The organism is Bacillus sp. FJAT-27445, assembly GCF_001510665.1.
In the GTDB taxonomy this organism is placed as follows: domain Bacteria; phylum Bacillota; class Bacilli; order Bacillales; family Cytobacillaceae; genus Bacillus_D.
The window spans coordinates 1-12,736 of the sequence record NZ_LMTI01000011.1; the positions used below are offsets into that span (position 1 = coordinate 1).

The window sequence follows — 12,736 nt, forward strand, 5'->3', positions numbered from 1 at the left end:
AACACGGAAGTTAAGCTTCTCAGCGCCGATGGTAGTTGGGGCCTTGCCCCTGTGAGAGTAGGACACTGCCGGGCTATACCAATTTATACTCGTCAAAATTTTTGACGCTTTTATCGTCGCGGGGTGGAGCAACAAGCGTTTACTTCACTGAATAAACTGCGAGTTGTACCGGTCGAGCTGCTGCTTGATTAAGCTTTCTGAGACCGGGACAGTCCATGTGACTATGGGCATAGAATGAGTAGAATATTTATTATCGTCGCGGGGTGGAGCAGTTCGGTAGCTCGTCGGGCTCATAACCCGAAGGTCGCAGGTTCAAATCCTGCCCCCGCAATTTGGTCCGGTAGTTCAGTTGGTTAGAATGCCTGCCTGTCACGCAGGAGGTCGCGGGTTCGAGTCCCGTCCGGACCGCCATTTAGTTTCATAGTTTAAAATCAAAATACGAAACTTGGTTTCGTTTTTTTTTGTTTTACGGAGATAATTAAGAAAATGAACGAAGAAACGTACATAAAGGGGTAGGATGAAATTCAGACCTGAATTTGTAACCCACCAAAATACAGGCTTTTTTGCTCAATCTCCCAAAATCATGTAAACTACATGTTGTAGAAGAAATCCTTAGGAGCGATCCTAAGGTTTTTTGCAAATCCTTTTAAAAAGGTGATTGAATGAAACCATTTGAATATAAATCTGAATCAACAGAGGAAACACTATCTTTTGCCGAAAGGCTTGGCAGGCTGCTGAAGCCAGGTGATGTACTTACTTTAGAAGGCGACCTTGGGGCTGGAAAAACCACCTTCACAAAGGGACTGGCTCTTGGTCTCGGTATTAAGAGAATGGTCAGCAGTCCTACTTTTACAATCATAAAAGAATATCACGGTAGGTTACCTTTGTATCATATGGATGTCTATAGGGTTACCGATGAAAATGAGGACCTTGGCTTTGATGAGTATTTTGAAGGTGAAGGTGTTACAGTTGTAGAATGGGCACACTTAATTGGAGAACAGCTACCCAAGGAACGTCTCACTATTCATTTATACCATGAACCGAATGGGAGCAGCAGAAGGATTGCTTTTGAACCAAAAGGCGGTCGGTACGAGCAATTATGTAAGGAGTTTTTTTATGAGAATCTTGGCAATTGACACGTCTAATTATCCGCTCGGTGTTGCAGTCATCGATGGGGATAAAGTGGTCGCTGAATACATCACCAATTTAAAAAGAAACCATTCATTAAGAATTATGCCTGCCATTGAATCTGCCATGAAGGAAGCGGAAATTAATCCGGCCGATTTGAATAAAATAGTAGTGGCTGAAGGGCCAGGCTCCTATACAGGTGTTAGGATTGGCGTAACAATCGCAAAAACGATGGCTTGGACGCTGGGCATCCCCCTATCGGGTGTTTCAAGCCTAGAGGTTATGGCAATGTCGGGACGTTACTTTCAAGGTTATATTTCCCCTATTTTCGATGCGCGAAGGGGGCAGGTATATACCGGGCTATACAAATTTGAAAACAGCCGGATTGTCTCTATTGAAGAAGATCAGCTTGTCTTGCTGGATGATTGGGCATCTAAAATTTCCGGCTTAACGGAAAAAACGTTGTTTATCGGCAATGATGTCTCCCTCCATAAAGAAACGATTGAACGCATAATAGGAGGCAAGGCCGTCTTTGCTGCTCCTTCCGAAATGAATCCAAGGCCATCCGAGCTGGCTTTCCTAGGGAAGGACAAGCCTAATGCTGAAGTCCACTCATTCGTCCCGAATTATATCCGGCTTGCTGAAGCGGAAGCAAATTGGCTCAAGTCAAGGAGTCGATCACATGAGTAACTCGGCGGCAGGGAGCAGTGGGACATATACTTTCCGTTTTATGCGGGATGAGGACATTGACCAAATATTAATCGTTGAAAAAGAATCGTTTACCCTTCCTTGGAGCAGGGAAGCATTCTCCAACGAATTGCATCATAATCAATATGCTGTATACATCGTTCTCGAAGAAGGCGATCAAATTATCGGCTATGGCGGTGTTTGGGTCGTCTTGGACGAAGCGCATATTACCAATATTGCCATTCTTCCGCAGTACCGGGGGAGAAAGCTTGGGGAAGAATTATTGAAGAAAGTCATGGAAGTGTCCAAGGAAATGGGTGCCGAAACGGCAACACTTGAGGTGAGAGTTTCCAATACTCCCGCGCGTTCGCTATATAGGAAGCTGGGTTTCCAAGAAGGTGGCATTCGGAAAAAATATTATACCGACAACCAGGAAGACGGAATTGTTATGTGGGTGAAACTATGAAAAAAAGCCAAATGATTTTGGGAATAGAGACAAGCTGCGATGAAACAGCGGTGGCCATTGTTAAGGACGGAATGGAAATAGCCGCCAATGTAGTGGCATCACAGATAGAAAGCCATAAGAGATTCGGCGGGGTTGTTCCTGAAATTGCTTCCCGGCACCATGTCGAGGAAATGACTCTCGTTTTAGAGGAGGCATTAAAGCGAGCTGAGACAACAATGGAAGAGATTGACGCAATCGCAGTTACAGAGGGCCCCGGCCTGGTTGGAGCTCTGCTGATAGGTGTGAATGCGGCAAAGGCTCTAGCATTTTCTCATCAAAAACCACTTGTTCCTGTCCATCATATCGCCGGCCATATATACGCAAATAGGCTGATGACCGAAATGAAGTTTCCGCTTTTGGCTCTAGTTGTATCCGGTGGTCATACCGAGCTTGTTTTCATGAAGGAACACGGACATTTTGAAGTTATAGGCGAGACGCGCGATGATGCCGCTGGAGAGGCATACGATAAAGTGGCCAGGGTACTGAACATGCCGTATCCAGGGGGTCCTCATATTGATCGGCTTGCCCAGGAAGGGAAAGCAAACATCCCCTTGCCAAGAGCATGGCTTGAACAAGGCTCTTATGATTTCAGCTTTAGCGGATTGAAATCAGCGGTCATCAATACGGTCCACAATGCCGAACAACGCGGAGAGGCAATTGCCCCTGAAGACTTGGCTGCAAGCTTTCAGGAAAGTGTGATTGAGGTCCTCGTCGAAAAAACGATACGGGCGGCTAGCGAATACGGCGTCAAACAAGTACTGTTGGCTGGAGGGGTGGCAGCCAACAGAGGCCTTAGGAAGGCACTTGAGGATACGTTTAGCAGAAACGATAAGGTGGAGCTGGTGATTCCACCGCTGTCTCTTTGCACGGACAATGCAGCCATGATTGCTGCTGCGGGCAGCGTCATGTTTGAAAAGGGCATAAGGGCTGGCTTGGATTTAAACGCCAATCCTGGACTGGCAATAGAAAAATACAATTAAAAAAGAAGGGCTGCGGAAAGAATACGCAGCCCTTCTTTTTTGTGGATAAAATATTTTCTGATTTTGGAAGGCTTGTGGATAAGCACGGGTGTTCTTGTTAGTTATGTGGATAACAATCCGTTCTTCTGTGGATAAAGTGGATAAGTCCGTTGATAACTGATATACCAGCGATTTATTTGTGAATAAAAATGTGGAAAAGCGCAGGAAGCCCTGCGCTTATTCGGCTAATTCCGCCCAATGTTCCATCAACTGGTCCAATTCCGAGCGGGCTTCGTCATTTTCACTGTTAATAATTAGTACCCTTTCATGGTCTTGATAAACCTCCGGATTACATAGGAGGGTTTCATTTCCTTCTATGAGTGTTTCGAGCTCCTCAATCCGTTTCTCAATGTCTTCCAGCTTCCGTATTCTCTGGCGTTCAAGCTTTTTTGCTTCTTTGTCCTGTTGGAAAGTATTTTTAGCATCTGGAACCTCAAGTGAAGTAGCAGCGGCTGCCTTTTCTAATGCGGCAAGCTCTGCTATTTCCTGTTTTTTTTCAAGGAAATAGTCATAGTCGCCAAGGAACTCGGTGCATCCATCAGTTTTCAATTCCAGAACTTTTGTGGCAATCCTGTTGATAAAATAGCGATCATGGGAGACGAACAGGATGGTTCCAGGATAATCAATAAGTGCATTTTCGAGCACTTCCTTGCTGTCCAGATCAAGGTGGTTGGTCGGCTCGTCAAGTATGAGGAAGTTTGCTTTTTGAAGCATTAATTTGGCCAGTGCGAGCCGGGCCTTTTCCCCGCCGCTCAAGGTGGAGACGGGCTGTAGGACGTCATCTCCCGAGAAAAGGAAATTGCCGAGGACCGTACGGATTTCTTTTTCATTTTTCAAAGGGTAATCGTCCCACAACTCATTCAAAACTCGTTTATTTGATTTCAGGTTAGCCTGTTCTTGGTCGTAATAGCCAATTGATACGTTTGTTCCGTAGCGGACTGTACCGGATTGTGCGGGGAGGGTTTTAATAATAGTTTTCAACAATGTTGATTTGCCGACGCCATTAGGGCCAACGAGGGCGATGCTGTCCCCTTTTGTGATGGAAAAAAAGATATTTCCAGCAACCGTTGTTTCATAGCCAATTTTCAAATCATCTACTTGCAAAACATCATTCCCGCTTTGCCGCTCGATTTCAAAAGAGAAAGTGGCGGATTTTTCATCACCGGCTGGACGGTCCATCAAATCCATTTTCTCAAGCTTTTTCCTTCTACTTTGGGCCCGCTTTGTAGTGGAGGCGCGGGCGAGATTGCGCTGGATGAAATCCTGGAGCTTCGCCACCTCATCTTGCTGTTTTTCGAACTGCTTCATATCACGTTCAAAATGCTCCGCCTTTTGGATAAGATAGGAGCTGTAATTGCCGATAAACCTTTGAATTTGACGCCTTGATAGTTCATATACTTGATTTACGACTTTATCAAGGAAGTAGCGGTCATGGGATACAATCAGGATGGCACCATGGTAATTTTGCAAGTATTGTTCAAGCCATGATAACGTTTCAATATCCAAATGGTTGGTCGGCTCGTCCAAAATCAGGATATCTGGCTTTCCAAGCAGCAGCTTTCCGAGGGCAAGTCGTGTTTTTTGGCCGCCACTAAGGCTTGAAATACTGGTTGAGTAATCAAAGGTATGGAAGTTAAGTCCATGAAGGACGGAACGAATGTCCGCTTCATACTGATAACCGCCCATATCCTTATATCGGACCTGCAAAGTATCGTATTCTTTTAATACCCTGTCATATTTGACAGTATCCTCAAAGACAGACGGATCAGCCATTTGCCTCTCGAGTTCCCGAAGTGAGATTTCCAACTGACGGACAGGCTCAAAAACCTTTAGCATCTCATCCCAAATGGACAATGTTGATTCAAGACCGGTGTTTTGTGCGAGATAGCCGATTGTAACATCCTTCGGCTTCATAATTTCTCCGCCGTCATGGCCGATGTGGCCAGCGATAATTTTTAGAAGCGTTGACTTCCCTGCACCGTTTCTGCCAACAAGGGCAACTCGGTCACGGTTTTGAAGTTCAAGCTTTATATTTGATAAAATAAGATCGGCACCGTAGTATTTTTCAAGTTGATTCACTTGTAGTAGAATCATGATTTTCACCCCATTACTACTTGAGTGTAACGCATAAGAGGTTGCTCGGCAATAAAGTGAACCTTCCATCAGCGGCGGGTTTCCGCTGATGGTTAGGTGAACCAATCGGACCTTTAGGGACAGTTGCCCTTTAGGGCTTACTGTCCTTTAAGAGTGGGATAAAGTGAACCTTCCATCAGCGGCGGGTTTCCGCTGATGGTTAGCCCCGTTCTACTGCCGCTAGTATCTCCGCTAAGGCGGAGATCAAGCGGCAGTACGAACCCGATTGGTTCAACTAAGCCGCTGAAAAGCGTAGCGGCAAGTTTCACTGTAGCTCGCCAATCGGACCTTTAAGGACTAACTTCTTCGAATCCTTGAATCTTGAGGGGATTCATACTCCCTTTTAAAAAGTGGAGTAAAGGACTCGGTGGTGCCTATTTGCATAAAAAATGATTAATATTATATTGCGAAAAGCTTAAAAATGAGACAACATATGTGAAACATGGAACAAAGGTCATACACAATTTCCTCAAAATAGTGTATGATTTTTATAAAATCACTGAAATTGTACTTGTACCTTTCCACAAGTGCTGATGATGCGGAAAAGATCCCTTTCAGGAAAAGCGGGGTTGATTCGCACGGGTGTATCGGTTTTTTTGAAAGGAGATTTTATTTATGGCTGAATTTACCCATTTTAATAACGAGGGCAGGGCTAGGATGGTCGATGTTAGCGATAAGCCTGAAACCGCCAGGACGGCACTTGCCCATTCAAGCATTACCGTAAACCATGAAATTTATGAGAAAATCACGAATAATAAAATGAAAAAAGGCGATGTTCTTGCAGTAGCCCAGGTCGCGGCTGTTATGGCTGCAAAGAAGACATGGGACATTATACCGATGTGCCATCCAATTCCTCTGACAGGGGTGGATATTGCGTTCCGCTGGGAAGAGGGGCAGCAGGGGCAAAAGCTGTTGATAGCAGCTTCGGTAAAAACGAAGGGAAATACAGGAGTAGAAATGGAAGCGCTCACGGCCGCCTCGGTATGCGCATTGACCATCTACGATATGTGCAAAGCCGTAGATAAGGGTATGGTGATCGGCCCAACCTATTTGGTTGAAAAAACAGGGGGCAAGCATGGCGATTTTAAAAGGGAAGATGAAGTGCAGTAGTTGGTAAGTCGCGAATGGCCAGGGAGCCTGTGAAGAAAACCATATTAAATAGGGGCAGGGGATCAATGGATGAATGAAACGATGAAAATACCGCAGGCAACAGCCAAAAGGCTGCCGTTATATTACCGATTTTTAAAGAATTTGCATACTTCGGGAAAACAAAGGGTGTCATCTGCTGAGTTAAGTGAAGCGGTTAAAGTTGATTCGGCTACGATCCGAAGGGATTTTTCCTATTTTGGGGCCCTTGGGAAGAAAGGGTATGGGTATAACGTCAACTACCTGCTTGGTTTTTTCCGAAAAACTCTTGACCAGGATGAGCTTACAAAGGTAGCTTTAATCGGCGTCGGGAACCTGGGCACTGCTTTTCTTAACTACAATTTCCTGAAAAACAACAACACAAAAATAGAGGTAGCATTCGATGTTGACCCAGACAAAGTCGGGACAAAAATCGGGGATGTCCCCATTCATAATCTAGATGACTTTGAGTCGTACCTGAATAAGGACAATATCACCGTCGCCATTTTAACAGTGCCCGCATCTGTCGCCCAACCAATTACGGACAGGCTAGTTAAAACGAATGTAAAAGGAATATTGAACTTCACGCCGGCAAGGCTGAATGTCCCGCGTTCGATCAGAGTCCATCACATCGACCTTGCGGTTGAATTGCAGTCATTGATATACTTCCTGAAAAACTACCCCGGAACGGACTTTACTGAAGAGGAAGCTGAAAAAACAGAAAAGTGAGCCTATGCTGGCTCACTTTTTTTGTGTCTTTTTTAACTTGAAATGAATGCCGATCATCCTTATACCTGCCCCGAAATCGAAAGTGGCCAAGATAACTAAAAGATAGGCGAAGAATCCCCAGCCTTCGTTCCTGACGCTCTCTACCGCAAAATACGTAAACAATAGTCCGAGCAAGAGGTACACGATGCCGGAAAACAATGGTGATTGCCTCATAAAAACCCTCCGATAAAATTCTGCATTTGTTCTGCTTCACGCAGGAATTTCTCAATCTCTTCACGGTAGACACTCTGCATCAGCACGACAAGCGTGTTCATGGTAACATGCGCAATTATCGGAACTATGATCCGGTTGGTCTGAACATAAAGAAAGGCGAATGTGAAACCAATTGCCGAATAAATAAGGATATGTTCAAATTCCATGTGCGCAGCTGCGAAAATGACAGAACTGATCAGTGCGGAAATAAAGAAATTAAAGCGCCGATGAAGGCTGCCAAAGATAATCTTCCGGAAAACAATTTCCTCAAGGATCGGGCCAATAATCGAGCTGATAATGATTACCGCAGGGAAGTTATCAATCAATCTCATGATGGAGCGAGTATTATCCGAACCCATCTCAATCCCAAGCTTCTGTTCTACCATGGCTGCGGTCGCTTGGGCGAAAAAGGCGAGAAAGATTCCCCCCACAGCCCAGATAATGGACATTGGCAAATTGGCTGCGTTCCTGTTTTGAAGAGAGCCGGCCATTTCCTTGCGAAGGAGGAATAACGTAATAAGAAAAGCCAATAGGAAGCTGATTATAAGCCAGTAGTTTAAGGCGTACAGCTGCACCTCCTGGATGGGTTTCCCCATGCGGGTGAGAAGGACTGCCAAAAGCGGTACCCCTACTAGGCTTGATAGCTGCATGGCGATATATACAATGAGAATCCAACCGTATTCACGTTTCAAAATGGCAAACTCCTTTAAAATTTTTGCGTCACTTTTCATTCTACTCACAAAGGTAAACATATTTCAAACAGGAAACCTTCATGCATAGCTTTTACCAAAGCGGATATACTCATAAGGTTGATTTTTTCTTTAAAAAAATCTTGCTTCACGCTTGCAAAAGAAGTGGGTTTTCATTATTATAATAATTGTGTTAGCACTCATTGAGATAGAGTGCTAATAAATGATGATTACATAAACCATTTGAGGAGGTTGTTTGATTTGTTAAGACCACTTGGTGATCGCATTATCATTGAGCTTGTTGAGTCAGAGGAAAAGACTGCAAGCGGCATCGTTTTGCCTGACACTGCTAAAGAAAAGCCGCAGGAGGGCAAAGTTGTTGCGGTTGGTTCCGGCCGTGTACTCGACAGCGGAGAGCGTGTAGCCCCTGAAGTTTCTGTTGGTGACCGCATTGTCTTCTCAAAATATGCAGGTACAGAAGTGAAGTACCAGGGGACAGAATACCTGATCCTTCGTGAAAGTGATATCCACGCTGTAATCGGCGAATAGTTGCCAATTAGCGCAACAGGACACATAACCAATTTTACACGACTTGAGGAGGTTTTTAAACAATGGCTAAAGACATTAAGTTCAGTGAAGATGCACGCCGCGCCATGCTTCGCGGTGTAGATGCACTTGCTAATGCTGTAAAAGTTACGCTTGGGCCTAGAGGGCGCAACGTTGTTCTAGAGAAAAAATTCGGTTCACCGCTTATCACTAATGACGGTGTTACAATCGCAAAAGAAATCGAACTTGAAGATGCATTCGAAAACATGGGTGCGAAGCTTGTTGCCGAAGTGGCTAGCAAAACAAACGATGTTGCCGGTGACGGTACAACAACTGCGACTGTCCTTGCGCAGGCAATGATCCGCGAAGGCTTGAAAAACGTAACTGCTGGAGCGAATCCAATGGTTCTTCGCAAAGGGATTGAGAAAGCAACAAAAGTTGCCCTTGAAGAATTGAAGGCAATTTCAAAGCCAATCGAAGGAAAAGAATCCATCGCCCAGGTTGCTGCAATTTCCGCTGACAATGAAGAGGTCGGCCAACTGATTGCAGAAGCAATGGAGCGCGTTGGCAATGATGGTGTTATCACAATTGAAGAATCCAAAGGTTTTGCTACTGAACTCGATGTAGTAGAAGGTATGCAATTTGACCGTGGATATGCTTCTCCATACATGGTAACTGATTCAGATAAAATGGAAGCAGTACTTGAAAACCCTTATATCTTGATCACTGACAAGAAAATCGCCAGCATCCAGGAAATCCTGCCTGTCCTTGAGCAGGTTGTCCAGCAAGGCAAGCCTTTGCTTTTGATTGCTGAAGATGTTGAAGGTGAAGCGCTTGCTACATTGGTAGTCAACAAGCTTCGCGGTACATTCAACGCTGTAGCGGTTAAGGCACCTGGCTTCGGCGACCGCCGTAAAGCAATGCTTGAAGACATCGCTGCACTTACAGGCGCGGAAGTCATCACGGAAGAGCTTGGCCGCGACCTGAAATCCGCAACAATCCAATCTCTTGGCCGTGCTTCCAAGGTTGTTGTTTCAAAAGAGAACACAACAATCGTTGAAGGCGCAGGAGACTCTGCTGCAATCGCTGGACGCGTTAACCAAATCCGCGTCCAACTGGAAGAAACAACTTCCGAATTCGACCGTGAAAAACTTCAGGAGCGCCTTGCAAAATTGGCAGGCGGCGTAGCTGTCATCAAAGTCGGCGCTGCAACTGAAACGGAACTGAAAGAGCGTAAGCTTCGCATCGAAGACGCCTTGAACTCAACACGCGCTGCTGTTGAGGAAGGTATCGTTTCCGGTGGTGGAGTTGCCCTAATGAATGTATACAGCAAGGTGGCTGAAATACAGGCTGAAGGCGATGAGCAAACTGGCGTTAACCTCGTTCTTCGCGCGATGGAAGAGCCTGTTCGTACAATTGTCCAAAACGCAGGCCTTGAAGGCTCTGTCATTGTTGAGCGCCTCAAGCGTGAAGAAATCGGCACAGGCTTCAACGCCGCTACTGGCGAGTGGGTAAACATGATTGAAGCTGGTATCGTAGACCCTACAAAGGTAACACGTTCCGCGCTTCAAAACGCTGCATCCGTTGCGGCTATGTTCCTTACAACCGAAGCAGTTGTTGCCGACAAGCCTGAGGAAAACAAAGGCGGCGGCATGCCTGACATGGGCATGGGCGGAATGGGCGGCATGATGTAGAACGGGTTAAAAACCCTTGATATATCAAGTTTTCCCTAGTTCATCTTCTATAAAGGGTAATAAAAGGTAACAAAAAAATTAAAGGTTTTCCATGAGTTCACTGAACTTTTGGGAAGCCTCTTTTTTCATTTCTTTTGTAGCGTGGAGTAGACATTTTTGGAATGACCAAGTCTATTCATAATTTGTTCAAGTGCTACACCAGCCCTATTCAAGAAGTGATGTAAGTGTATGTCGTAAAGAGTGTGGGGTTAATTCAGGATTTAAATTATGGAGCTGATTAGTTAAAAAAGAGATGTACGGAAATTACCACCCGCCCTCCAGCAAAAAATTACGGTCTACACTATATTTACTTATACTTTTTCCATTAGGCAAATACGTAGGACAAACACGTGTTGATTGTTTAAGGTTATTATAAACTTGATGATGTTCATTCGATGCACGGACTGATTTGCGCTTTTATTCACTTGGTTGAATTAGTGAAGTTGACGCATCAATTTAATAAAACTGATGCGTGCCTTTTTTAGGTTGATCGAACAAATTATTTTGAATAGGCCTTTTCAATGAAATAATAACAGTGATTAGATATACTTGAATAGTAAGGTAATTCTTAGACATTTCAATAAAAATGAAAGTCTAAGATTTAAATAAAAAAAAGGTGGAAATAAAATGAATACGTTAGTAGCTCAAGAAAGAAAAGACTTTAAAAAAGGGTCTTTGAGGAAATTGAAAAATAATGGAGAGATCCCTGCAGTTGTTTATGGTAGGGAGATTGATACAAAATCTATTTCTATTAAAAACGCAGATTTACTAAAAGTGATAAAAGCTGTTGGTAGAAATAGCATAATATCTCTTAATCTTGATGGAAAATCAACAAATGTTATTTTAAGGGATTATCAAAATAAAGCTATCACAAAAGAAGTAATTCATGTAGACTTCCTTCAAGTTAATCAGCACACTGAAATCGACACTAAAGTGAATGTAATTCTAAAGGGAACATCGAATGGCGAGAAAGCCGGGGGAATAGTGAAACAGTTTCTTCACGAATTGAATATTACTGCTAAAGCAAATAATATCCCTGATAATATTGAAGTTGATATCACTGATTTCGAAATCGGTCGGACTGTACGAGTAGGAGATCTTAAAAAAGATTATAGTAACTTTACAATCAATAATGAGAATGATGAAACTATAATAATGATAGACTATGTAGAGACTACAGAGGAAGAAGAGGATATAAGTGCAGTTGAAGTGTAAAGAGTTCGTCTTAATTCTTTCTGCAACAAATAGCCCCTTATGCTAATGCTCTGCCAAGCTTAGCAAATTTCAAATTACCGTTTAGAATTATAAATAAACCGAAAAACTATGTCAATACATTTAAAGCATTTTAAATGAAATGTTTTTCCAGTAAAAGAAATCAAAGCAGCAATACTTTAGGTATAACTGCTTTGATTTCTTTATTTACTTGATTGAACTTAAAATACCTCAATACTACCAATCATTTCATTTCAGGAGTACTTGTACTTAAGTAAGACGGTATTCGAGTCTTCTGTCCAATATTCTGTATAAGAAATAACGGTATCTATATCTAGAACATCTTTAAATTTTAGATGTGAAACCTTAAAAGACGCGAACATTTTGCTAACGAAATATAATAAATCACAGTAAATACGGGTTAAAGATATTACACATAGGACCTGCAGAATGTTGATTTTAAGCGGTTTGGTTCTACTATGGTTAACTATAGTACAGATTGAAACTATATGGGCGGCATGATGTAATTAGGGTTTTAAAACCTTGTTATATCAACGTGTCAACAACTCATGACTGAAGTCACGAGCTTGTGAAGGCAAATATCGCCTTCTGGTATCAACAGCCCAATATACGCCCGTTGGCATACCGAATTAATCACCTTCTTTAAGAGGTGAACTGTTTGACGAGGAACCAAGCAAACCCCGTTTAATCTATCACATGTGCTTGGCTATCGCTACATGTAACGGTTTTTGTTCTTGTTGCTTGAACATTTGACGATGCAGAGCTTTTCCTGCATCAACCCTATATGTTCAGTTTTCAAAGAACAAATTCTAGTTATATTATAGCATCTATATTGAGCGATACGAAATTTTGGCTGACGTGTCGGATACTTAATCCAGTACAATATCTCACCTTTTATTAGCACTAGACCGTATCCGAAGGCGATTCATCTCATGACTGAAGTCACGAGGGTTCTCG

13 protein-coding genes and 2 tRNA genes are annotated in these 12,736 nt (G+C 43.4%); 11 read left to right on the forward strand and 4 right to left on the reverse strand.

The window, feature by feature from the left end; all coding sequences use genetic code 11:
* Positions 1-257: 257 nt before the first annotated feature.
* From AR337_RS22120 to tsaD, 6 genes are all read left to right on the forward strand, one after another.
* Positions 258-331, forward strand: a tRNA-Met gene (locus AR337_RS22120).
* 3 nt (positions 332-334) lie between these two features.
* Positions 335-411, forward strand: a tRNA-Asp gene (locus tag AR337_RS22125).
* A gap of 251 nt (positions 412-662) precedes the next feature.
* On the forward strand, positions 663-1,136 hold the full coding sequence (tsaE, locus tag AR337_RS22130; RefSeq protein WP_059174228.1) for a tRNA (adenosine(37)-N6)-threonylcarbamoyltransferase complex ATPase subunit type 1 TsaE: 474 nt from the start codon (positions 663-665) through the stop codon (positions 1,134-1,136).
* A complete protein-coding gene (tsaB, locus tag AR337_RS22135; RefSeq protein ID WP_059174229.1) occupies positions 1,117-1,818 on the forward strand; it encodes a tRNA (adenosine(37)-N6)-threonylcarbamoyltransferase complex dimerization subunit type 1 TsaB in 702 nt (233 codons plus the stop codon). Before tsaE ends, tsaB begins: the two co-directional genes overlap by 20 nt.
* Positions 1,811-2,281 (forward strand): ribosomal protein S18-alanine N-acetyltransferase, encoded by a 471-nt coding sequence (gene rimI, locus AR337_RS22140; protein ID WP_059174230.1) that lies wholly within the window; start codon positions 1,811-1,813, stop codon positions 2,279-2,281. Before tsaB ends, rimI begins: the two co-directional genes overlap by 8 nt.
* Entirely contained in the window at positions 2,278-3,300 is a 1,023-nt protein-coding gene (gene tsaD, locus AR337_RS22145) for a tRNA (adenosine(37)-N6)-threonylcarbamoyltransferase complex transferase subunit TsaD (RefSeq protein ID WP_059174231.1), read from the forward strand. The genes rimI and tsaD overlap by 4 nt, the downstream gene beginning before the upstream one ends.
* A gap of 216 nt (positions 3,301-3,516) precedes the next feature.
* Here the strand turns inward: tsaD and AR337_RS22150 are convergent, their stop codons facing one another.
* Complete coding sequence (locus AR337_RS22150) at positions 3,517-5,433, reverse strand: ABC-F family ATP-binding cassette domain-containing protein (protein WP_059174232.1); 1,917 nt, start codon at positions 5,431-5,433, stop codon at positions 3,517-3,519.
* A gap of 137 nt (positions 5,434-5,570) precedes the next feature.
* Positions 5,571-5,741 carry a hypothetical protein gene (locus AR337_RS23400; RefSeq protein ID WP_156424499.1) on the reverse strand — a complete coding sequence of 57 codons (171 nt, stop codon included), beginning with the start codon at positions 5,739-5,741 and terminating at the stop codon, positions 5,571-5,573.
* A 346-nt stretch (positions 5,742-6,087) separates the two neighbouring features.
* Here AR337_RS23400 and moaC point away from each other — a divergent pair, with 346 nt between their 5' ends.
* Positions 6,088-6,582, forward strand: coding sequence for a cyclic pyranopterin monophosphate synthase MoaC (gene moaC, locus AR337_RS22155; RefSeq protein ID WP_059174233.1), 495 nt, complete (start codon positions 6,088-6,090; stop codon positions 6,580-6,582).
* A 69-nt stretch (positions 6,583-6,651) separates the two neighbouring features.
* Positions 6,652-7,326: a redox-sensing transcriptional repressor Rex gene (locus AR337_RS22160; RefSeq protein ID WP_059174234.1), complete on the forward strand. Its 675-nt coding sequence runs from the start codon at positions 6,652-6,654 to the stop codon at positions 7,324-7,326.
* A 12-nt stretch (positions 7,327-7,338) separates the two neighbouring features.
* Here AR337_RS22160 and AR337_RS22165 read toward each other — a convergent pair whose 3' ends face one another.
* Positions 7,339-7,539, reverse strand: coding sequence for a YdiK family protein (locus tag AR337_RS22165; protein ID WP_059174235.1), 201 nt, complete (start codon positions 7,537-7,539; stop codon positions 7,339-7,341).
* The gene (locus tag AR337_RS22170) at positions 7,536-8,270 is read right to left on the reverse strand and encodes a CPBP family intramembrane glutamic endopeptidase (RefSeq protein ID WP_059174236.1); all 735 of its coding nucleotides are present in this window, start codon (positions 8,268-8,270) and stop codon (positions 7,536-7,538) included. Before AR337_RS22170 ends, AR337_RS22165 begins: the two co-directional genes overlap by 4 nt.
* Positions 8,271-8,528: 258 nt before the next feature.
* On the opposite strand from AR337_RS22170, the gene groES reads away from it, so the two are divergent.
* From groES to AR337_RS22185, 3 genes are all read left to right on the forward strand, one after another.
* Positions 8,529-8,816, forward strand: a complete 288-nt coding sequence (gene groES / locus AR337_RS22175; RefSeq protein WP_059174237.1) for a co-chaperone GroES — start codon at positions 8,529-8,531, stop codon at positions 8,814-8,816.
* Positions 8,817-8,878: 62 nt separating this feature from the next.
* Positions 8,879-10,507, forward strand: a complete 1,629-nt coding sequence (groL, locus tag AR337_RS22180; protein WP_059174238.1) for a chaperonin GroEL — start codon at positions 8,879-8,881, stop codon at positions 10,505-10,507.
* A 666-nt stretch (positions 10,508-11,173) separates the two neighbouring features.
* Positions 11,174-11,761, forward strand: coding sequence for a 50S ribosomal protein L25 (locus tag AR337_RS22185; protein ID WP_059174239.1), 588 nt, complete (start codon positions 11,174-11,176; stop codon positions 11,759-11,761).
* Positions 11,762-12,736: the final 975 nt, after the last annotated feature.

What these genes read in the sequence shown, in the direction of transcription:
- AR337_RS22165 (WP_059174235.1), bottom strand. Translation starts at nt 7,539, where the DNA reads ATGAGGCAATCACCATTGTTTTCCGGCATCGTGTACCTCTTGCTCGGA.
- AR337_RS22160 (WP_059174234.1), top strand. Translation starts at nt 6,652, where the DNA reads ATGAATGAAACGATGAAAATACCGCAGGCAACAGCCAAAAGGCTGCCG.
- AR337_RS22185 (WP_059174239.1), top strand. Translation starts at nt 11,174, where the DNA reads ATGAATACGTTAGTAGCTCAAGAAAGAAAAGACTTTAAAAAAGGGTCT.
- rimI (WP_059174230.1), top strand. Translation starts at nt 1,811, where the DNA reads ATGAGTAACTCGGCGGCAGGGAGCAGTGGGACATATACTTTCCGTTTT.
- moaC (WP_059174233.1), top strand. Translation starts at nt 6,088, where the DNA reads ATGGCTGAATTTACCCATTTTAATAACGAGGGCAGGGCTAGGATGGTC.
- tsaE (WP_059174228.1), top strand. Translation starts at nt 663, where the DNA reads ATGAAACCATTTGAATATAAATCTGAATCAACAGAGGAAACACTATCT.
- groL (WP_059174238.1), top strand. Translation starts at nt 8,879, where the DNA reads ATGGCTAAAGACATTAAGTTCAGTGAAGATGCACGCCGCGCCATGCTT.
- AR337_RS22150 (WP_059174232.1), bottom strand. Translation starts at nt 5,433, where the DNA reads ATGATTCTACTACAAGTGAATCAACTTGAAAAATACTACGGTGCCGAT.
- tsaB (WP_059174229.1), top strand. Translation starts at nt 1,117, where the DNA reads ATGAGAATCTTGGCAATTGACACGTCTAATTATCCGCTCGGTGTTGCA.
- tsaD (WP_059174231.1), top strand. Translation starts at nt 2,278, where the DNA reads ATGAAAAAAAGCCAAATGATTTTGGGAATAGAGACAAGCTGCGATGAA.